The 21,450-nt window shown below is 46.2% G+C and carries 12 protein-coding genes and 1 tRNA gene; 6 read left to right on the top strand and 7 right to left on the bottom strand.

The features are described from left to right. Nucleotides 1-246 precede the first annotated feature (246 nt). From dpdE to QUA23_RS22935, 4 genes are all read right to left on the bottom strand, one after another. Entirely contained in the window at nucleotides 247-3,582 is a 3,336-nt protein-coding gene (gene dpdE / locus QUA23_RS22950; protein ID WP_333078415.1) for a protein DpdE, read from the bottom strand. A gap of 345 nt (nucleotides 3,583-3,927) precedes the next feature. Continuing rightward, nucleotides 3,928-4,584, bottom strand: a complete 657-nt coding sequence (locus tag QUA23_RS22945) for a glutathione S-transferase (protein WP_333078413.1) — start codon at nucleotides 4,582-4,584, stop codon at nucleotides 3,928-3,930. Nucleotides 4,585-4,712: 128 nt separating this feature from the next. Continuing rightward, nucleotides 4,713-5,660 (bottom strand): oxygen-dependent tRNA uridine(34) hydroxylase TrhO, encoded by a 948-nt coding sequence (gene trhO / locus QUA23_RS22940; protein WP_333078412.1) that lies wholly within the window; start codon nucleotides 5,658-5,660, stop codon nucleotides 4,713-4,715. Between the two features lie 54 nt (nucleotides 5,661-5,714). Beyond that, a tRNA-Gly gene (locus tag QUA23_RS22935) sits at nucleotides 5,715-5,786 on the bottom strand. Between the two features lie 58 nt (nucleotides 5,787-5,844). Here QUA23_RS22935 and QUA23_RS22930 point away from each other — a divergent pair. Next, nucleotides 5,845-5,994 carry a hypothetical protein gene (locus QUA23_RS22930; RefSeq protein ID WP_333078411.1) on the top strand — a complete coding sequence of 50 codons (150 nt, stop codon included), beginning with the start codon at nucleotides 5,845-5,847 and terminating at the stop codon, nucleotides 5,992-5,994. Here the strand turns inward: QUA23_RS22930 and QUA23_RS22925 are convergent. Beyond that, the gene (locus tag QUA23_RS22925; protein ID WP_333078410.1) at nucleotides 5,987-6,214 is read right to left on the bottom strand and encodes a hypothetical protein; all 228 of its coding nucleotides are present in this window, start codon (nucleotides 6,212-6,214) and stop codon (nucleotides 5,987-5,989) included. The two genes, QUA23_RS22930 and QUA23_RS22925, sit on opposite strands and share 8 nt — an antisense overlap. 868 nt (nucleotides 6,215-7,082) lie before the next feature. Between QUA23_RS22925 and QUA23_RS22920 the strand changes: the two genes are divergently transcribed. Then, nucleotides 7,083-10,826: a chemotaxis protein CheB gene (locus QUA23_RS22920; protein ID WP_333078409.1), complete on the top strand. Its 3,744-nt coding sequence runs from the start codon at nucleotides 7,083-7,085 to the stop codon at nucleotides 10,824-10,826. A 223-nt stretch (nucleotides 10,827-11,049) separates the two neighbouring features. Here QUA23_RS22920 and QUA23_RS22915 read toward each other — a convergent pair whose 3' ends face one another. After that, entirely contained in the window at nucleotides 11,050-12,843 is a 1,794-nt protein-coding gene (locus QUA23_RS22915) for an efflux RND transporter periplasmic adaptor subunit (RefSeq protein WP_333078408.1), read from the bottom strand. Between the two features lie 411 nt (nucleotides 12,844-13,254). Between QUA23_RS22915 and QUA23_RS22910 the strand changes: the two genes are divergently transcribed. Together QUA23_RS22910 and QUA23_RS22905 are read left to right on the top strand one after the other, a co-directional pair. Beyond that, on the top strand, nucleotides 13,255-14,388 hold the full coding sequence (locus QUA23_RS22910; protein WP_333078407.1) for an AI-2E family transporter: 1,134 nt from the start codon (nucleotides 13,255-13,257) through the stop codon (nucleotides 14,386-14,388). A gap of 162 nt (nucleotides 14,389-14,550) precedes the next feature. Continuing rightward, a complete protein-coding gene (locus QUA23_RS22905) occupies nucleotides 14,551-15,618 on the top strand; it encodes an ABC transporter permease (RefSeq protein WP_333071149.1) in 1,068 nt (355 codons plus the stop codon). 55 nt (nucleotides 15,619-15,673) lie between these two features. Here the strand turns inward: QUA23_RS22905 and QUA23_RS22900 are convergent, their stop codons facing one another. Continuing rightward, nucleotides 15,674-19,087, bottom strand: coding sequence for a PAS domain S-box protein (locus QUA23_RS22900; protein WP_333078406.1), 3,414 nt, complete (start codon nucleotides 19,085-19,087; stop codon nucleotides 15,674-15,676). Between the two features lie 642 nt (nucleotides 19,088-19,729). Between QUA23_RS22900 and QUA23_RS22895 the strand changes: the two genes are divergently transcribed. Together QUA23_RS22895 and QUA23_RS22890 are read left to right on the top strand one after the other, a co-directional pair. Continuing rightward, nucleotides 19,730-20,074, top strand: coding sequence for a hypothetical protein (locus tag QUA23_RS22895; protein ID WP_333070902.1), 345 nt, complete (start codon nucleotides 19,730-19,732; stop codon nucleotides 20,072-20,074). Nucleotides 20,075-20,282: 208 nt separating this feature from the next. Further along, nucleotides 20,283-21,308, top strand: coding sequence for an ABC transporter permease (locus QUA23_RS22890; protein ID WP_333078405.1), 1,026 nt, complete (start codon nucleotides 20,283-20,285; stop codon nucleotides 21,306-21,308). Nucleotides 21,309-21,450: the final 142 nt, after the last annotated feature.

The raw sequence follows: 21,450 nt of genomic DNA, 5'->3' as shown, positions 1-21,450 counted from the left end.
CATGCGATCGACGCACTTTGATGTCAAGCCGAACCGTGGCTTTTAACTAAATTAATGCTACTCATTACTACTGCTTTTATCTTACCATTTTTGCAGTCCCATCACCTAAAAATAGCTGTCACTTCCGCAGTTTAGATAAGACTGATCCCCCATCTATCCATCTGCGTTCATCCCCGTTTATGCGCCTGCATCTGCGGTTCAAAAAGAGCGATCGCCCCAAAAAGAGCGATCGCCCTCCCAAACAAATTATCCTTCATCCTCCGACTTTACAGGAGGACGCCCAGAAATCACAATAAATCCCACAGACTCAAGAGTCATGTGCGGGCGGCGAATACCAGCTAAAACCGCTTCACTCAACAAACTTTCCGTACTGATTTCCTCAGCTAAAACCGATTCTAAAAGTTGTTCGGATTTAGAAAGTCGATTCAAGCGCAATTGCAATTGATTCACCCGGTTTTCGAGTTGGATAGCAGCAGTGACAGCGAAACTATTGCACATTTCCACAAAAGCCGATCGCCCGCGCAGCAATTTCTCCGATACCACCCGTCCCTTTTGGCAAAAATCATCCCATTCTAGCGGATCGACAAAACTATCAATCAGCGACGTGCGATTTTTCGACAAATTGTAATCCCGATTCGGCCCGCCTTTCCCCTTATAAGCCCGCTGCAAAATAGCCAGAATTTCCGCATCTTCCACCAGTGACATTTCTTCGCTGCGAGCATCTACAAACACAGTTTCAAAAATTGGCAGAAACAGAGAATCAGCGCGGCGCTGCAAAGCTTTTAAGTTGTAATTTTCGATGTTTTGTGCTTGCAACACTTGCTCGGCAGGCTGCACATCAGTCTGGATTGAATAATTAAACTGAAAGCCGAACCACTCCTTCCCAGGCGCAGCATCCCAACTTTCATCATGCCGCCACATGGCAAAAGCTTGACCGCGATCGTCCCAGCGAATATAAGAGCCAAGTGCATCGATCAATCCCTCACCAATTCGGTAAAGAGCGACATCGGCATTCTGATAAGCAATGCGGCGATTGTAACTGCCATATTGCTGGCAATAAGGAATCAATCTGGTTCTCAAATCGTTGGACGGAATCAACGTTTTTTGAGTAGGTTGATAGCGCAGCAACCCCGATATACTCGGATGTTCGATTTGTTTGAAGTGAAGAGCTTGACACAACCAACCTTCAGTAGCCCGCTGCATTTCTTTATGCTTAGCATCGCAGTTGTCGAGAGCTTCAAAATACTGAGATGCGCTGTCATCAAGAGTATCAATTTCATCGAGAACGTACTGTTCGTCTATTTTGATTTTCTCTTGTTCGATTTCAGTTTTAATCGATTCAATTTCGCTGGATAAGCCCTTGCCTCCCTCAGCAAACAACTTTTCTTCAAGTTTGAGAAGTTTTTCCTCAGCATAAAACTGAAGGCTGGCAATAGATTTGTTGAAGATATCAAACCCATCTTTTAAAACTTGAAACCAAGCTTCGTGGGGACTCTCCGGCAAATCCGGGCCTGCAAACAAACAAAATTGGACTCCCATTTTGCTGCCAATGCGATCGACTCTGCCGAGTCTTTGTTCTAACTGACGGGGAAACCACGGCAAATCGAAGTGAACTAACCAATCTGTCACTTGTAGATTTACCCCTACTTCCGCCGATCGATCGCACACTAAGATAAAACAATGCGGTTCAGTCTTAAACCGCTTGAGACTAGCCTCAACATCATCAGCCGATTTGCTCGTCTCATGGCTGGCGATCGCATTTTTACCAAAGATTTTCGCTAAATTTTCCGCAATCTCTTTACAAGTTGCCGTAAAACTGGTAAAAATCACAATTTTCGGGAAACGCTCGCCCGGAATCGGTCGTTTAATTTGCTGTTGAATTCTCGACAGCAAATCGCGAGGTTTGCTGTGATACTCGCGCGGAACCTTCAAAGCAACTGCCAGAAATCGGAGAATCGCGATTCGTAACAAACTCAGTCGATCGAGTCCTTCCTGGGGCTTTTCCAGGGTGTTGAGCAAGGTTTCCAGCATTTCCCTTTCTTCGGGAAACAGCGCCGTTTTTGTCAAAATTGCCGTGTCATTTTGTCCAAATTCGCGATCGAGTTCTGGAGTCGATTTTTTCTGCAAACGAGCTTTGACCACCCGTTCTAAAACATTCAGCCAAGTACCGGAAGCGCGGAAAAACAGCAGAAAAATTCTCTGGTATTCGCTCGACTTGGGAGCTACTGTGCGCCATTTATCGAGTACGGTTTTAATTTCAGACCACTGTTCATCATTCAGATCGTACTCAGTTTTAGGAACAGCATCTCGATCGAAAATCACATCTTCAACCGCATCGCGGCGGTTGCGAAGGATGCGGCGGTGCAGACGGTAGGTATCGCTAACGTGAGTGCGAATAATTCGGACAAGCCGAGCCTGTTCAGCAGTTTCTTTCGTTTTCAAACAACTTTCTAACTCTGTTGCTAATCCGATTAAATAATCATCTTTGGCAAAAATAGTGCGAAGTTGAGCGAGTTTTGTTTTCAAAACAGCAGGCTTGGCATTTTCTCGGAAATCCAGCAAAGCGCCACCGATTTCTTGACGGTTTCGCACCTGTTCTTTGAAGCTTTCCAGGTCATCAAGACGGTAAGTTGTGGGATCTAGCAAGTGCAGCATTGTTAGAAAATCTTGCTCGCGGCCGAGAACTGGCGTTGCAGATAATAACAATACATTTTTGCTTTTCTGAGCTAGTTTCTGACAGAGTTCAAACGACTGCTGCTGAGCGCGATCGCTCGAATTTGCCATTGCAGCCACATCATGCGCTTCATCAACAATCAGAAAATCGAGGTTGGCGTTGCGGCTAATTTGATTGATGTCGCTAACAGCCACAAGCTGCACTCTGTCAGCAAAATGAGACAAATAGAATTTATTTTCTAACTCCTGCCGCCACTGTTCGAGCAAGTATTTCGGAACCAGTACCACAGCGCGTCCGTTGGGTTCATCTAGCAGAAATTGGCGGAGAATTGTGCCGGCTTCTACTGTTTTTCCGAGTCCTGGTTCGTCTGCCAATAAATAGCGCACGATTGGGTCTTCTAGGACGCGCCGGACGACTTCAACTTGGTGCGGATAGAGGTCTATGTTAGCAGAAATTAAACCCGTCATGCCGCGGCTGACGGCCCGCTGTTCGATCGCAGATTGAACGAATGCCAATCGGCGATCGTGAAAATACGGCGTTTCTTGGCCTTTGACTGCTAAAATGTCGATCGGATCGGCGATCGGGATATTGCAGCGAACGTACAGTTCGGTTTCAACAGCTTGCAAACTTTGGCTGTCGGGGAGGTCAATTTCGTACTCTAATTTATCTTCATCCCAGTCATAAACTCGCCCAATTATCCATCTTTCCTGACTTGTACTCCAGAGGTAGCAGCGGGTTTGGCGCTGAAGTCTCGCTTCTTGCAGCAAGCCCAAGGGTACAGTTTTGCGGATGCGGTTTTTAACTGAGCAAAAATATTCAACTACCGCCTCGGTACGCGATACCTCGACAACTTTTCCGACTCCCAAATCGTTTCTGGGCGATCGAACTAACGAACCAACATCAATCATAATTTCAGCCTGACAATACTTACTAGATTACAATAAATCCTTTCCAGTTAAAAATTTTAGCAAAATGCGATTTTTGCCTGCATCACTTTTCTAGTCAAATGACAGTCAATCGATTTTAGATTTTAGATTTTAGATTTTAAATTAAAGAATTGAAGGATTCACCCCACGGATAAATTCGGGGGCTTATTTATCGGATACAGGTTTTTTATTTATTCACCGATGAATCCGGGGGCTTGTACCCTGGATGCTTTGGGTAAATCTGGTATTCTCAAAACAATAAGTTTAGCATGGCAAATAACATTTTGAGAATTAATAAATATGCGGGCAGCGAATAAGAATAAGTAATTACGAGGAAGGAAAAATAACCCCTGGATTACCGGATTCCCATTTCGGATATTTCTGCATCACACTGCTATAAATTTCCGAGTCTGTAAACCCTGCTAACCAAGCTTGTAGCTGTGGCCAAGGCTGTTCGTTAAACCAAGCTCGATCCGTATGAGCGAATTGACGGACAAAAGGTGCGATCGCCATATCAGCCAATGCTACATTATTACCAAATAAATATTTAGTGGCGCTTAACTGTGCATTGAGTTTGTCCAGGAATAAAGAACCTTCATAGCGATGTATTTGTGCATCAACGCCTGGATAACGATCGGGGTACTTATAACGGTCAAGATGATATTTAAACCTATCATCAAATAGAGCAATTAGTTCCAGCATTTCTGTAACAGAACCTAGCTGTGGCATCAACCATTTTTCAGGATCGTGTTGTCTCAATGCCCACAACATGATATCGATACTTTGATCGAGTACCCGCCCGTCAACATCAATTAATATTGGTACTGTACCTTTGGCAGATACCTCCAACATCTCTGGTGGTTTGTCTCGTAAAACAACTTCCCGCAACTCACACACCCGATTGCTAACCATCAAGGCCAAGCGCGCGCGCATAGCATAGGGACAGCGGCGGAAGGAATACAAAATCGGGTATGTTGCTGACATATTATATGTTTAGTCGATCGCGCGATCGGGTTTTTCGGGTCAGAAACCCGGTTTCTTTCGATATTTCTCGTCGCCAAACAAGATTTTTCGTAGAAACCGGGTTTCTTTGAGCTTAGTGAATAATAATATTAGTCGATCGCACCATCTAATTTTTCCTTCGCATCGTAGCGCGCGCCTATATGTACTTGGTTGCGACGCTTAGCAAGCTCAATCTGACGTTGACGTTCAGATAAGGCTTGTTTTTTGGTTTCAGTTTTTGAGTCATGACAATGAGGACAACTCACACCAAGTACAAATAATTCCGAAGCCTTATCTTCCTGACTAATCGGGTGACGACAACCGCGACAAAGTTCATAGTTTCCCGGCTTTAACCCCTGACCAACAGAAACCCGTTCATCAAAGACAAAACATTCGCCTTCCCAACGACTTTCTGCTTCCGGCACCGTTTCCAAATATTTTAAAATTCCGCCTTCGAGATGATAGACTTCATCAAAACCTTGACTACGCAAAAAAGCAGTAGATTTCTCGCAGCGAATACCACCCGTGCAAAACATTGCCACCTTGGGTTTAGTGCGTAAAGCAGTTTCCCGCAGCGCCCATTCAGGTAACTCAGAAAAGCTTTTTGTTTTTGGATTAATAGCACCTTCAAAAGTACCCATAGATACCTCGAAGTCATTACGCACATCAACCACGACAACATCGGGGTCGTCAAGCAGCTTATTCCACTCCTCCGGCTTAACATATTTGCCAGCCATGAGGCGGGGATTAATGTCCGGTACTCCCATCGTGACGATTTCGCGCTTCAAGCGTATTTTCAGGCGGTAAAAAGGTGCTTTTTCCGATAACGATTCCTTGTGCACGAGATCCGCAAAACGCGGGTCACTACGCAAGAATGCCAGCACTGCGTGTACGCCCTCGGATGAGCCGGCAATCGTGCCATTGATGCCTTCTTGGGCCAGCAAGATAGTGCCTTTGACGTTGTTGTTGTTGCAACAATCGAGTAGCGGTGCTTTCAGCTCAGCAAAATCAGGTAGTTCAACGAACTTATATAAAGCAGCGGTTAAGAAAGAAGCCATAGATTGAATTTATAGCACTAATTAATTTTCATACTTCTATGAAAATTCAGTCAAAGCGGACGGTGGGACTCGAACCCACGACGTTCAGCATGGGAAGCTGACATTCTACCACTGAATTACGCCCGCGCTTAGTGTTTTTTACCTGTTTTCACCTTCTTTGACTTTGGAGGCGCAGCGGTAAAAAATGACTAGAAAAACATTGTACAACTATTTTCTGATTTTGAGTATAGCATGGGGACAATCAATTTTGGCCGATCGCCGATCGCACAACCGAGCCATGATACTGCCGCAGACGAGCCAATTGTCATCGCGGGCAAAAGCTGCCACTAAATGAGCAATCGCCTCGGTTCCGAACCTTGACAAAGAGTTAGCGGCTTCTGCGCGCACGTTCCGATCGCGCGATCGCACTGCATCATTTTTAACAGCGCAGCCATTGAGTCCGCTGTTTGACTGTGCCGCCATCCCATCGCCACAAACGATCGCACCATAAACTCGCGATCGTCCACTTTCCTCAGCAACATCGGTAGCGCCACCGCAGAATAGCCCTTTCTCACAGCCGTTACCCCCCGCAGCCTGTCTTGAGAATCAGAACTTTGCCGTGCTGCTGGGAGTTCCCTAATTTCCCGAAGCCAATTAAAATATATCTTTGTTACTTTTCTTTACGACTTTAGCTAGGATTGCCGGACTTTGGGAAGATTAAAAAAATTCACTTATTAGATTCTCTCGGCCAATTAACAGCTTCAAACTTCAAAAGCAGAAGAAGTTCATGAGGTATTTGCTGAATTTGAGCAATATTGGCAACGACCGATCGACGATACCCTGGAAATGACTAAAAAGGTAAAAATGCCTCAATAAGTCGTGATGAGACACTTAGAAAATCATCTTAGTTTACATCGACGGGGCACTAGCGAATTTGCGATGCCACAACCTGCCTAAAAACGAAATTAATTGCCGTTCTTTAGGGTGTTCTGTTTTCTTAAGTTTATCTACTTAATTGTACAGTTTTCTTTTCCCGTAACTTCTCCCTAGCCCCACTGCTTGAGAAGGGCGGACAAGAGTTGGGTTTGAATTTTTTTGATGAGTTGGTGGATTTAGGGGAACTGGAATTTAGGGAAAACTTCATAGAATTGCTACGATCGCAGAATGTAGAAAATTTACTTTTTATCAAATTTTCAGAGTACAATTAGTAAAATTAATGGCAGACTTCAACCATCACGATTGTCCCCGTTTATCCAGGCAGTATAGTTATCAATAATAATAATAATAATAATAATTTGAAAATCGCACGCGCATAGTGCGCCTCAATATATCCTCTGGTAGATGGGTAAGATTTCATTTTATGATAGCTATATTAGATATAATAAAAATAAAAAATTTTTTTTCATAATATTTATTTAGACAGTAAAAAACAGGGTATAAAAAATGACTGAAAAAAAGAAATCCAAGAAATCTCAAACTCAAGCTGTTATGAAAGCTGAAGGAAAGCAACAGAACAATCAAAACGAGTTATTTCCAGTCGTCGGGATAGGAGCCTCTGCGGGTGGATTGGAAGCTTTTACCGAATTACTCAGGCATTTGCCGATCGATACCGGCATGGCGTTTGTAATAATTCAGCATATGTTGCCGACTCAGGAAAGTGTGTTGAGTGAGATTCTGGGTCGATCGACCCAGATGCCCGTGCAGGAGATAACAGATGGGATGCAAATAGCACCGAATCAGGTCTACGTGATCCCCCCGAATGTCAGCATGACCATCGATCGAGGGGTGCTGAAGCTAACACCTCGCGGCAGAGTACGCGGGATATTTATGTCCGTCGATACTTTTCTGCTTTCCCTCGCCGCAGAACGCGGGAACCAAGCCATCGGCGTCGTTTTGTCCGGGGGCGACAGCGATGGTGCCCAAGGGTTAAAAGCGATTAAGGCCGCGGGCGGTATTACTTTTGCCCAATGTGAAGAATCGGCACAAGTCAGCAGTATGCCGAACACTGCAGTGGCTACAGGACAGGTAGACTTTATCTTGACACCGGAAAAAATTGCCCAGAAAATAGCAGAGATCGGCCGTCATCCCTATATTGCCGAGGGGTCTGCTGCAGAATCAACCACCAGCGAAAATGCGATCGAAACTAAAGATGCGATCGCCACAATATACTCTTTGCTGCGCGCCGTTACAGGAGTTGATTTTACTCACTACAAACAAACCACCTTGAAGCGGCGGATGCAGCGGCGGATGTTGCTGTACAAGCTGGAACGGATCGAGGATTATGCCGAATATCTCCAAAACAACCCGACAGAAGTAACGGCGCTTTATCACGATATCTTCATTCATGTCACCAGCTTTTTCCGTGACCCCGAAAGCTTTGAGGCCTTAAGCAGCAAAGTTTTTCCCGAAATCGTCAAAGATAAATCACCGAAAACACCGATCCGAATTTGGGTGGCCGGCTGTTCAACCGGTGAAGAAGCTTGCTCGATCGCCATCTGCTTGTTAGAGTTTTTAGCAGATCGAGGTACCGACCTGCCGATTCAGATTTATGCGACAGACATCAGCGAAAATGCGATCGCCCAGGCCCGCCGCGGATTTTATACGCCAGTCCAAGTCGCGGATATTTCACCCCAACGGCTGCATCGGTTCTTTGTGCAAGTCGAGGGCGGATACCAAATCGCTCAGCCGGTGCGAGAACTCTGCGTCTTTGCTAAACACAACCTGATCGGCGATCCGCCGTTTTCCCGGATGGATTTGATCACCTGTCGGAACGTGCTGATCTATCTCGGCCCGCCTTTGCAGAAAAAGCTGCTGCCAATTTTCCACTATGGGCTTCGGCCCGCGGGCTTTTTGCTGTTAGGCACTTCGGAAACGGTTGGTGACTTTTCAGAATTGTTTGCGCTATTAGACAAAAAGAACAAAATTTATACTAAAAAACTGCTGTCGCATTGGCTCAGCATGGATTTAACTGCTAGCAACTATCCTGCGACAGCCGTCAACTTTCCACCGCTGCTGACGGAAAGCTTAAATGAAATGGAAATTGAGAAACAGGCCGATCGCATTGTTTTGAATCACTATGCGCCTGTCGGCGTCGTGATTAACACCGCCAGGGAGATTCTGCAATTTCGAGGACAGACGAATGCCTACCTAGAACCGTCTCCCGGTAGGGCTAGCTTGAATTTGCTGAGAATGGCAAAAGAAGGATTGCGCGTCGAACTCCGCACTGCAATTGAACAGGCCTCCAAGCAGCAGTTGCCGATCGCGCGCGAAGGCTTGCAAATTAGAGAAAGGGATCGCATCCGCCAGGTCAAAATTAATGTGATTCCATTCCCAACAGGCGCTGCCACAAAAAACTATTTTTTAGTTTTGTTTCAAGACGAGTCGCCGATCCCTGCAATGCCTGCTGCTGTAAACGATGCTAGAGTCAACTCTGATGCTTTAGAGGGTGAAAGTTTGGAGATTGCGAGGCTGCAAGAAGAACTCAAAAACACCAAAGACCACCTGCAATCGATCGTCCAAGAACATCAAGCCGCTAACCAAGATTTGAGAGCCGCCAACGAGGAGATTTTGTCGAACAACGAAGAGTTGCAAAGTACAAATGAGGAACTCGAAACCGCAAAAGAAGAGATTCAGGCAACCAATGAAGAACTGAACACGATTAATGACGAATTGCAGCGGCGCAATATTGAATCAACTCAGGTGAGTAACGATTTACAGAATCTGCTCAGCACCATCAATATTCCGATTCTGATGGTGGGAGGCGACCTGCGAATCCGCCGGTTTACGCCCGCAATCGAAAGCATCTTCAACTTGATTTCTAGCGATGTCGGGCGCTGTGTGAGCGACATCACTCACAAGTTGATAGTGCCGGAGTTAGAGCCAATGATTGTAGACGTGATCCGCACCCTCAATTTGAAAGTTCAGGAGGTTCAAGATCGAGAGGGTCGTTGGTACGATCTGCATATTCGACCGTATCGCACGATCGACCACAAGATTGATGGGGCTGTGGTGATGTTGGTGGATATCCACGATCTCAAAGTCAGCGCCCAGCAGTTGATGGAAGCGAAAAACTACGCCGAAACGATCGTCGAAACCGTGCGGGTACCGTTGGTAGTCTTGGATCTAAACCTGCAGGCGATCACCGCCAACCGTTCTTTCTACGAGACGTTTCAGGTGACGCCGAGTCAAACACAGCAGCGCTCATTGTTCGATCTAGGTAATGGACAGTGGAATCTTCCCAAGTTGCGATCGCTCCTAACACAAATTCTGGCAGGCAATCCCGAGTTTCAAGATTTTGAAGTCGAGCATGACTTTGAGCATATCGGGCATAAAATAATGCTGCTCAATGGCCGCAAAATGCCTCCCATCGGCGATACACAGATGATTCTGTTGGCGATCGAGGATATTACGGAGCAAAAACAGTTAGAGACAGAACGCAACCTTCGGATTCAAGCACAATTGGCTCGTGCGGCTGCTGAGGATGCCAACCGCATCAAAGATGAGTTTTTGTCCGTCCTCTCTCACGAACTGCGGACGCCGCTCAATGCGATGATTGGGTGGGCACAGTTGCTGCGCCTGAAAAAATTTGACCAGGCTAAAACGGAGGAGGCGCTAAAAACGATCGAGCGCGCCGCCAAAGCACAAAACCAGCTCATCGATGACATCTTAGACGTTTCGCGGATTACCACAGGCCAATTTCGGCTCAATGCTTCTGAAATTGAGCTGAATCCACTGGTTGAAAATGCGATCGAGGTGGTTCGTTTGGCAGCAGAAGCGAAAAATCTTCAAATGGAATGCAGGCTAACTCCTTTAAAACTAAACGTATTGGGCGATCCAAACCGTTTACAACAGGTAGTGTGGAATCTACTTTCAAACGCGATTAAATTCACCCCAGCCGGAGGAAGAATTGAAGTCGCATTAGACTACATTGATGGCATGGCTCAAATCCAAGTTAGCGATACTGGTAAGGGCATTCACCCTGATTTTCTCCCCTATGTGTTCGAGCGCTTCCGTCAGGCCGATAGTAGTTTCTCTCGCAGAGAGGCTGGATTGGGGCTAGGACTCTCGATCGTCCGTCATTTAGTAGAACTCCACGGCGGTACTGTTGGTGCAGAAAGTTCAGGTGAGGGACAAGGAGCAAGGTTTAGCGTGAGGCTGCCGGTACGAACAGATCTCCCAGAAAGTTAGAAACTGATATTTACCAAAGACATAATTGATATCAATTCCGGTTGTACCGTCCGTGATTGTTGACTGTTAACTTTGCTTTAATTATGCAATCTCCGTAGACGTGCGCAATCGAAATATTGGCAGTGGTTATCTGCGTTCATCGGCGTCGATCAGCCTTCATCTGGGGCAAAAAAAAGGCAATAATCTCTAAATAACCCTAACTCTAAATAGCCCTAACCAATAACTATTTAGTAACCTTAACCTCAGCGCCATCCTTAAGAAAACCAGCCCCAGTAACAACCACCCGATCGCCCGCCTTCAAACCCTTTTTAACCACCACCTTAGCAGCAGTCAAATCGCCCACAGCACCCCCGGAAATTTCCCCAACTTCCACTGGTTGAGCCTGTACCTTGTCCTCGCCCACAAGTTTATAAACAATAGAACTGCCGTCAGGTTGCGGCACAATAGCTTTAGCAGGCACTTTCAAACCTTGAGCCGTTGCGGTCGAAATAGATGCGCGCAAAAACATTCCCGATCGCAAAAACTCGCTTGCTGGCAAATCAATCTTCACCGTAGCTTGTCGATTTTGCGGGTCAACTAGCGGCGAAATCTCTCGCACAGTTCCTGACAACTTAATCCGCTTGTCAGAGTCAGAAGTAATTTGCACTGCTGTTCCCGGCCGGACTTGCGAAACCTGAGTTTCCGGTACTTTCAATTGCAGTTCCAGCTTGTTGCCGCGAATAATCGAAAAGAGTTTTTGACTTCCCGAAGAAACATCACCAACTCGACCAATTCTTTCAGCCACAGTGCCACTATCTGGCGCTCGAACAATTGTTTGTTCTAGTTGAGTTTGTAACTGTTTGACTTGGGCATCATTGCTGCGGACACTTGCTGCGTTATTTCCGACATTTGCTCTGGCACTGCTGACACTCGCTCCGGCCGTATTCACTTTTGCACGAGCGCTGGCGAGGGCGGCTCTAGCCGTACTGATATTAGCTTCAGCAGTAGCTACTTTAGCCAGAGAAGATTGCACTTCTTCCGCTGCTTTATTCTGTTCTTCCAAAGCTGTATTCAAGTCAGCTTTAGCTTTGTTCAAGTCTTGAACAGCAGTCTGCCGCTCTGTCTTGCGTCTTTCTAAATCTTGTTGACTAATTACTCCCTGGGTCGCCAAATCTTGGGTGCGATTTACTTCTCTTTGAGCTTGATCTAATTTAGCCTGAGCGGAGGCAATGCCTGCTTTAGCTTGAGTGACACCTGCTTTAGCTTGTTCCACACCTGCCCTTGCCTGCCCGACGCCTGTTCTAGCTTGCGCTGCGTCAGCGATGGCTTTTTCAACGCCAGCTTGGGCTTGAGCGACGCCGGCTTGGGCTTCTTGTTGGGCTGACTGAGCTTGCTGTACCTGAGCTTCGGCTTGTTCTACCGTAGAATTGGCCGATTGTACTCCCGCAAGCGCTTCGGCAATTTGCGATCGTAGCACCGAATCGTCCAAAACCGCCATCGTCTGACCTTTTTCTACGGCATCCCCTTCATTCACCAACACCTGCTTGATTTGCAAACCGTTGGCCTGTGGCAGTACCGGCAGCAAGTCATAGGCTGCCACCGCGCCCGTCGCTTCCAGAGTTTCACCCACCTGGGCAGATTCCACAGGCGCCACTGTCACCGTCGGAGCTGTCGCCTGCTGAGTTGCCGATGGAATTGGAGCTGCCGGAGGTGAACTCTGCTTGCCCCCAGTCAAGTTTACTGCTAGCAGCGTTGCAGCCACGCCAACCCCCGCGCCCGCCAACAAGGCCGGCCACCTGATTTCTTTACGGGGCCCAACTTCTGGTGCTTCTGGTTCCCACTCTTCTGATTGTTCCCCCTCCATTTCTGGAGCTTCTAGGGCAACTTCTCGTTCATCTTCCTCACCGGAGAATGACCAGCGAGAGTTTTCTGAGACCCCACTTTCAGGTACATCCACTGCTGAGTTCTTGTCGCGTCCGCTCTGCACGGGGGGAAGGGGTTGCTTTTCTTCCGCTTCTGAAAAAATTTGATTGGTCACGGTAGTTCCTCTCGCCGCTATTAGCCTGTGGTTTTTTGATTGTAAAGAAAGATTGCGGTTTTTATATTGGATTCATTTTAGCGGATGGCCTCAGCAATCCCGCGTCCCCCTTTTGGGTGAGTGTGGTGCTCTTTCACCTTACAATGGCGAATTGATCCGAGTTTGTACGATCGACATTTAATTTGATCGGTCTGTGGGGCATACTGAATATTAGAGTGATTTCGGATTGTGGGGTCGATCGGGCTGGCATTGTGTCTCCCTAACTGCCTTAGCCGTCACCTATCTATCAATGCACAGAAAAGTCAGTCTAATCTTGAACTGATTATTCCTAATCTATACTCTCATGTGTTTATTGTATAATACGGCACATATGATGAAAAAATTGTGCCACTTTATTTAAAAAAAATCAAAATGAATAGTCTCTTTTCTCCCCTCCAACAGTTTCTAATTACTTGGCTGCTAGTGCTAGTGACGGGATGGTTTACCCTAACTGCTGTCAGTTATGTTGGGGAACTGGTGAGCATTTTAGTAACAGCGGGACTCATTGCATTTTTATTAAATTATGCAGTAAAAAGACTGCAAGTATTTTTGCCACGGGGAGTAGCTGCGGGCCTAGTTTATTTAACCGCAGGTGTGGTAGTAGTAGTAATCGGTTTAACTATTGTGCCGCCGGTGTTCAGCCAAGCGAGCCAGTTGGGGGTGAGGTTGCCGGAATTGCTGGAGTCGGGGCGGCTGCAGCTAGGTGAATTTCAAGCCTGGAGTGCTGAGCGCAATTTACCGTTTGACGTGCAAATATTCGAGCAGCAACTGTCAGCTAGAGTCCAGGGACAAGTCCAGGCGATCGCCGGTACGGGTTTAGGCTTAGTTGTCGGTACTGTTAACTGGTTTTTGGACTTGATTTTTATTGTAGTGATTTCCTTTTATATGCTCCTAGACGGGCAAAGAGTGTGGCAGGGTTTGACCAGCATTTTTTCCCCAGACATTCGCTATGTTTTAACAGAGACTTTGGAGAGAAACCTCCAGCGATTTGTATCGGGACAGTTATTGCTGGGACTATTTATGGCCATCTCGTTGACTCTGGCTTTTTGGTGGCTGCAAGTGCCGTTTTTTCTGTTGTTTGCCGTGTTTATAGGATTGACGGAAATAATTCCGTTTATTGGAGCAACTTTGGGAATTGGCACTGTTAGTATAATTGTAGCGTTTATTGATTGGTGGCTGGCGCTGCAAGTCTTGGTAGTGGCGATCGGTCTTCAGCAAATCAAGGATAATTTAGTAGCTCCCCGAATTATGGGCAATCTCACCGGATTAAGTCCGGTAATTATTTTCACAGCTTTGCTCTTAGGAGGAAGAGTCGGAGGATTGTTGGGAGTTATCTTAGCAATCCCGCTCACTGGGGTTGTAAAAAGTATAGTAGAAATTGTACTCAATCCCAAATTGCCGCCCCAAACAGGCTCGTTTTTCTACAATCCTTTTAGCGGCGAGGAATTGGGAAAAATAGCAGAAGATGAAACTAGAATAATCTTGGTCGGAGATGAACACAAGTAGTCTAATTTTTGTAGTAAGTAATTCAATTATGAAAACTTTTATAAGTCAGGAATTAACTTTTGGCTGCTGAGTCCATTAAGAAAAGACTAAAGTCTCTACAAAGCACTTTAAGAACTTTAGTCTTTATTACTAACCCACTTAAAATTTTCAACCTAAAAACTTATGAAATGGTGGCAAAATCTTAGAAACAATCCTCTAGCTCGGTTGGGAGCAATGCTACTGTTAATTTTTTATACAGTCGCACTTTTCGCCGAATTTGTGGCACCTTACGACCCCTATGACTCTCAATTAAACGGTTCATTGCTGCCACCGACTCAGATTCATTTAACTACCCAAGACGGGCGATTTATCGGGCCCCACGTTTATCCGACTACTCAGGGTCCAGTGGATGCGAATACCGGCGCTCGCGAGGTAATCGTAGACTGGCAAAAACCCTCTGCTGTCGGTTTGTTTGTCAAAGCTTCTCCCTATAAGTTTTTAGGAATTTTGCCTTTAGACAGACACCTATTTGGCACTACAGGAGAAGGCCAAATTAATCTTTTAGGCACGGATGAACAAGCTCGCGATCAATTCAGTCGCTTAGTACACGGCAGCAGAATTAGCCTCAGCATCGGTTTAGTAGGAATAGCGATTTCTTTTCCCTTGGGATTGTTAATCGGAGGCATATCTGGTTATTTCGGCAGTTGGATTGATAGTATTTTAATGCGTTTCGCCGAAGTATTGATGACGATTCCCGGTCTTTATTTATTAGTAGCGCTAGCAGCAGTATTGCCACCGGGATTGACAAGTGCTCAACGATTTATATTGATTGTGCTGATTACTTCATTTATCAGTTGGGCGAGTTTAGCGCGGGTGATTCGCGGTCAGGTACTGTCAATTAAACAGCTAGAATTCGTGCAAGCGGCGCGGGCAATGGGCGCCAATCCAATTTATATTATTGTCCGCCACGTTTTGCCACAAACTGCTACTTATGTAATTATTTCTGCTACTTTGTCGGTTCCGGGTTTTATTGTGGCGGAGTCGGTTTTGAGTTTAATTGGCTTGGGAATTCAACAGCCCGACCCTTCTTGGGGAAATTTATTATCCCTGTCTACTAATGCTTCAATTTTAGTGTTGCAGCCTTGGTTGGTTTGGCCTCCGGCGATACTGATTATTTTGACTGTGTTGGCGTTTAATTTATTGGGGGATGGGCTGCGGGACGCTCTCGATCCGAGAAGCATTCAAAGGTAATTGGGAGTTAGTAATTTTTACTTTCCATGCCGAGCCGGTGTAACAGTTACGATCCCTAATTTTGCAGATTAATCGGCAAGCGAATGGTAAAAGTAGAACCAACACCCTCCTGACTTTTTACGGAAATATTGCCGCCCATCATTAAGCAAAAACGCTGGCTGATTGCTAGTCCCAAACCGGTGCCGCCGTATTTGCGGGTGGTGGAAGCGTCTGCTTGGGTAAAGGGTTGGAAAATGTGCTGCAACTGGTCGGGAGTCATCCCAATTCCTGTATCTATACAATTCACAACTAAAAATTCTTTACTAGCCATTGAAGATTGAGAGCTTGCTACAGGTTCAGAAGTGTTTTCTTGTTTTGCTTCGCTGCTGTCGCCCCCAATCTGTTCTCGGCTAGCGGTGAGGGTAATTGTACCGTTTTGAGTGAATTTGGCGGCATTGCTCAGCAAATTTAATAAAATCTGTTGCAATTTCGTAATGTCACCGTGCATAGTGCCGATATTGCTAATTTGGTGCAAGTTTAGAGTGTTGCCGTTTTTCTCAATTAGTGGCACGGCCGTAGATGCGACATCTTCAATCAAGGCGGCGATGTCGAAGGTTTCTAAGTAAAGATCCATGCGGCCGGCTTCGATTTTAGAAATGTCGAGAATGTCGTTAATTAGTGATAGCAAGTGTCTGCCGGAAGAGCGAATTTTGTCTAAATCTGGGGTGAGTTCATCGTAGCCCAATTCTGCGGTTTCTTCTTGGAGCATTTCGCTGTAGCCGATGATGGCATTCAGAGGTGTTCGCAGTTCGTGGCTCATGTTTGCTAAAAAGGCGCTTTTTGCGGTGGAAGCGGCTTCGGCTGCTTCTAGGGCGAGTTGCAAGGCGGATTCAAAGACTTTGCGATCGCTAATATCCTCGACGCTGCCTTCATAGTAGAGTACCTTGCCGTCGGCGTCGCACACTGCACGCGCGCTTTCGGAAATCCAAATTACCTTGCCGTCAACGCGGTAAACTTCTGACTCAAACCCCGAAACTTCTCCGAATTCTTCCATCACCCGCATAAACTTGTCGCCCTGCTGAGGATTGACGTAAGCTTGCTGTCTGATGTTTGTGAGATTTGATGTTAATTCTTCGGGAGTGGCGTAGCCGTAGATGCGCGCTAAAGCTGGATTTACGCTCAAGAATTGGCCTTCGGGGGTTCTTTGAAAAATGCCTTCGACGGCATTTTCAAAGATGCTGCGATATTTTTGTTCTGCTTGGCGCAAAGCGATTTGTGTACGATCGCGCTCGCTGGCTTCGATCGCCAATGATACCAAATCTGCCAGGGAAGCAGCAAAATTTTGTTCTTCTAATGTCCAGTTGCGAGGAGTTCCCACTTGCTCGATACAGATGACTCCAACTGTTTGTCCTCCCAGCCGCACCGGTGCATCTAAGGTTGATGTAGTACCCATTTGTGCAAAGTAAGATGCCACAAATTCTCTCGTTCTAATGTCTGAAAGAGCGTCGTCGGCTGCGATCGTCCGGTGTTCTTCCAAAGCTTGAAAATAAGCTGGATAGTCTGCTGCTGCGAGTTCATTACCTTGGGAATGCTGGTGGTTGCTGCGGTAAAATTGGTCGAGACATTGCAGTTTCGATCGGCTTTCATCGTACAACCATGCTCCGGCTCGTTCTGCATCTAGGGTATGAGCGGCCGCTTCGGTGATTTGCCTCAAAGCTACTTGCAAATCGCCTCGATACAGCGCTTTATTTCTTGCCAGTTCTACCAAAACCGTATTTTGTTTGAGCAATTGTTTTTGCCTTTGGCGTCGCGCCGATTCGGCTCGCTTCTGTTCGGTAATGTCGCGGGCCACCCAAATTACGGATTCTTCTGAAAGCGGTGAAATGCTGGCGGCAAAACAAACTTCGCGGTTGTCAATGGTTAAATCGTACTCGATGCTGACAGTTTGCTGAGTATCTAAAGCTGCTCGGATGTGGTTGATAAAATTGTCGGCTGTAGCTTGCGGAAACACATCTTTGAGTGTTTTGCCAACTAATTCTTCGGCTGGTTTGTAGAGCAGAGAAATATTTGTAGGCGCGATTTTTAAGTAGCGACCAGTGGAGTCCACAACTATAATTAATTCGTTCATGGCTGCAAACAAAGCCCGCAATTCTGCTTCGGCGGCTTCGAGTTCGGCAGTCCGCTCTGCTACTCGCTGTTCTAAACTAGAGTTGGTTTGTTCTAGGGCAATAAAAGACGATCGCAATTGTCGGGCCATTTGGTTGAAAGACTGAGCTAGAAAGCCGAGTTCTTTGACGCCTTGAACTTCGACTTCGCCGTTTAATTCTGCAGAGGTGAAGTCGGATGACTCCGACATTTTGGTTAAAGCTTTGGAAGCTTCCAGCAATCGAGTAATCGGTTTGACAACACAGCGAGTGGTAAATATTCCGAGTGCGATCGCCAGTACGAAGGCAAAAAAGCACAATAAGATAGTTGTGCGAGTGTTGGCATTAATTTGCTCCATAAAGTCTGCTTCCGGGATTGCGACTACAATCAGCCAATCGAGGCCGCGGCCGTCTTGCAAGGGAGCAACGGTAATGAATTGACGTTTGCCGTCTATCTCGAAGGTAAACTGTCCTGGGTTGTCAATTTGTTCAAAACTACCAAATCGTTTTTGCAAGTATGTGGAGGCCGATCGAATTAGCAAATTTTTGCTCTGTGTCGCCAACAGCCGTTTTTGTCCGTCTTTGTCGGTGACAAAGGGCAATTCGTCTGTGGAACTGGCGACTATTTCCCCGCTGCGTTCGATCGCAAAGACTTGTCCCAACGGGCTAATTTTGATGCTTTTGAGAAAATCGCTGATTTGAGAAAGAGTCAGGTCAATTGCCAGTACCCCCTGCAGGCTACCCGTTTGGTTGTAGATGGGCATCACCGGCGTAATCCCCAGCACGGGCGGTGCTGCGAAGGTGTAGATAGGAGACCAAGTGGCTTTGCCTGACTGTTTGGCAGCTTTGTACCACGGTCTAGTACGGGGGTCATAGGGGACGGTTTTGATTAGCTCCGTGCGATTTCCTTGGCTATCCAGGCGATAAATTTGGCGGTTTGGAGCGGTTGATTCATCTCTGATGTATACTAAGTGTTCTGCTTCTCGCTTGAGCAAGACGAATCTGCCCTGTTCGTCGCCGTAGTAGATGGTTGTATTTCGATCGCTCAGCTTGGTCTGGTTCCACAAATAGCGCTCTAAGTTGGGGAGGTCTTCCGGGTCTAAGTTTCCAGAGGCGATCGCAGCAGTATTCATTTGCAGGAATAAATGAGACACATCCCCAAAACTGCGGAAATTTTCTTTCGTCCTCGCTGCAACTTCCAAGCTTAACCTCGTAGCAAGGTCATTGACAGCTTTCTGGCCGTTGCGAAACGACAGCCATCCTGTCACGCCGACTGCTACGGAGATTTGCACCACCAGCGGTATCAACAAAACTAGGCTTAGTGACATCTTGGGCGAGCTTTTCATCACACAACTGCTCAGATTTTTCAATAACATCAATATTCTGACACCTACCGAGTTTACGTATCGTTTGTCGTTTAAAAGATGCCCTAGATATAAGTTACAAAGTTGTACAGCAAGAGTGAAGTGCGGTGGTCGGCAACTCAAAACGGGGCTGAGGTTTCCACCGCTAGTGTAAAAACTTGTAACATTAATCATGGCACTACTTGCCTGAATGTGGCGATCGCTCTAGGGACTCCCGGTCAAAAAGTCACACTCCATAAAAAAAGCTACTTTAGGCCTGTGCTCCACACTCTGCCCGTCATCAGTCATTGCCAATTATTCAATTTTTTGATCTAAACTTTTAAATCTAAAAGGTCTCACTTTCTCCGGGTAGGCATTGTCTTCCTTACGCCTAGTTAATCAAAAATTGATTTTATTTTTTTCTACAGTGCCAGGACAAATGTAAATTCTGTGACAATCGGCTGTTAAAAAATTTGCTATTAATAAGATAAGCCGCCAAAATCCCTTAGCGTAGCGGGGCGTAAGCCATCGAGTACCAAAAGGATAATTGAAGCATCTGCATTCCATCAAAAGCAGCAAATTAAAGCGTTTTTGGCTTTTTTGGATGCTCAATCTTTGGGCAAAATAATACTTCTGGAGGATGACATGAACTATACATTTGAAATCCTGGGCGTATCTCCAACTTTAACATTTTTTAACCAGCAGCAGGAATTGCTGAAACAACAGCAGCCGTCGGGTGTAGAATACTTGGGAAACTGGAAGTGTACTCTCGATGCGTTTGTGGCATCCGTGGAGACAGTTTCTCCTTACCGGGGCTGGGATGTCGATCGAGTTGTAGACACCGTGATTAGTTTCTGGATGAACAACTCCGATAGCATCCAGTATTGGAGGCACAGGCTGGAGGATGCCGGCAGCGAAAACTTGTTAGTAGCCAGAGTAGGCGATATCAAGTCTTTGCAAGCTGCATTTGAATCGCTGCTGGGCGAATAGGAAAATCACCAATTGCGAAAAAGTCGATCGACTTTTTCGCAAAAATCAACTCAACTGTCTATTAGCAATGCTCAATTTCCCTGATTCGCGGCACGGAAGTCGCAGATATAAAATATCTGTTTCTTCCATCTTCTGCCTTCCATCTGCCTGATGCCTTCAACATCTGATTAATGACTAATGACTTCGCAATTGGCAATTCCCAAATATTATGTCTCGTTCCAAAGCCCTGCAATCTTATATTTTTCTCCGCTTGCTCCTCGCACCGCTAATGTTGTGGACAATCACCACAGCAGTATTTTTATTGTTGCGGGCCACTCCGGGCGACCCTATAGATGCCATTCTCGGCTCACGAGCTCCCGCAGCCGCCAAAGAAGCCATGCGAACTCAACTCGGCCTCGACGCACCCCTGTGGCAGCAATATCTCAAATACATGAAAGACTTGTTGAGCTTCGACTTGGGAACCTCCATCACCACTCGCGGACAAACCGTGTGGCAAATTATCGGAGATTATTTCCCCGCTACAGTGGAATTAGCAGTTTGTAGCATGGCCATAGCTTTAATTGTCGGCATCAGTATCGGTTCCCTGGCAGCATCTCGCCCCAACACTATTTTCGATGCTGCAGGCCGTTTGTTTGGCATTATCACTTACTCGCTGCCCGCTTTTTGGGCCGGCATGGTTTTGCAATTAATTTTCGCAGTGCAGTTGGGATGGTTTCCCTTGGGAACTCGCTTTCCCGTCACATTCCCCGCCCCCGAAGGGTACACAGGACTATACACGATTGACAGTCTCCTGAGTGCTAACCCTGGTCAGTTTCTCACAAGTTTGCATTATTTGGCACTTCCAAGTTTGACGTTGGGGATTCTTTTGAGCGGCATTTTCGAGCGCATTGTCAGGGTGAATCTCAAGCAAACTTTGCAAGCAGATTATGTCGAAGCAGCTAGAGCTAGAGGCATTCCTGAATTCCAGATTTTATGGGCTCACGCTCTGAAAAATGCACTAATTCCGGTGATTACTGTTTTAGGATTGACTTTTGCTGCACTGTTGGGCGGTGCTATTTTAACAGAGGTTACTTTTTCTTGGCCCGGGTTGGCAAATCGCCTTTACGAAGCTATTAGCTTGCGCGATTATCCAACTGTTCAAGGTATTGTGGTGTTTTTTGCGGCAATTGTCGTAATTGCCAGCATTGTAATTGATATTTTGAACGCTTACGTTGACCCGCGAATTCGGTATTAAAGGAAGTTAGTTGTTATATGATGTCGGACCGATCGACCCGACATCATACAGCGTATCCGCCTCTTCCTTACTGTGCCAAACTCTTGGTTTAAGTAGTTGAAAATTTACCTATATCTGAATTTAAGAAAAAACCGCTAAAATC

The sequence above is a fragment of the Microcoleus sp. Pol1C5 genome, from assembly GCF_036701115.1.
In the GTDB taxonomy this organism is placed as follows: domain Bacteria; phylum Cyanobacteriota; class Cyanobacteriia; order Cyanobacteriales; family Microcoleaceae; genus Microcoleus.
This window is presented reverse-complemented; position numbering and strand designations above follow the sequence as displayed.

What these genes read in the sequence shown, in the direction of transcription:
- QUA23_RS22900 (WP_333078406.1), bottom strand. Translation starts at nt 19,087, where the DNA reads ATGAAAAGCTCGCCCAAGATGTCACTAAGCCTAGTTTTGTTGATACCG.
- QUA23_RS22930 (WP_333078411.1), top strand. Translation starts at nt 5,845, where the DNA reads ATGACTAGAAAAACATTGTACAACTATTTTCTGATTTTGAGTATAGCA.
- QUA23_RS22890 (WP_333078405.1), top strand. Translation starts at nt 20,283, where the DNA reads ATGTCTCGTTCCAAAGCCCTGCAATCTTATATTTTTCTCCGCTTGCTC.
- QUA23_RS22895 (WP_333070902.1), top strand. Translation starts at nt 19,730, where the DNA reads ATGAACTATACATTTGAAATCCTGGGCGTATCTCCAACTTTAACATTT.
- dpdE (WP_333078415.1), bottom strand. Translation starts at nt 3,582, where the DNA reads ATGATTGATGTTGGTTCGTTAGTTCGATCGCCCAGAAACGATTTGGGA.
- QUA23_RS22920 (WP_333078409.1), top strand. Translation starts at nt 7,083, where the DNA reads ATGACTGAAAAAAAGAAATCCAAGAAATCTCAAACTCAAGCTGTTATG.
- QUA23_RS22910 (WP_333078407.1), top strand. Translation starts at nt 13,255, where the DNA reads ATGAATAGTCTCTTTTCTCCCCTCCAACAGTTTCTAATTACTTGGCTG.
- QUA23_RS22905 (WP_333071149.1), top strand. Translation starts at nt 14,551, where the DNA reads ATGAAATGGTGGCAAAATCTTAGAAACAATCCTCTAGCTCGGTTGGGA.
- QUA23_RS22945 (WP_333078413.1), bottom strand. Translation starts at nt 4,584, where the DNA reads ATGTCAGCAACATACCCGATTTTGTATTCCTTCCGCCGCTGTCCCTAT.
- trhO (WP_333078412.1), bottom strand. Translation starts at nt 5,660, where the DNA reads ATGGCTTCTTTCTTAACCGCTGCTTTATATAAGTTCGTTGAACTACCT.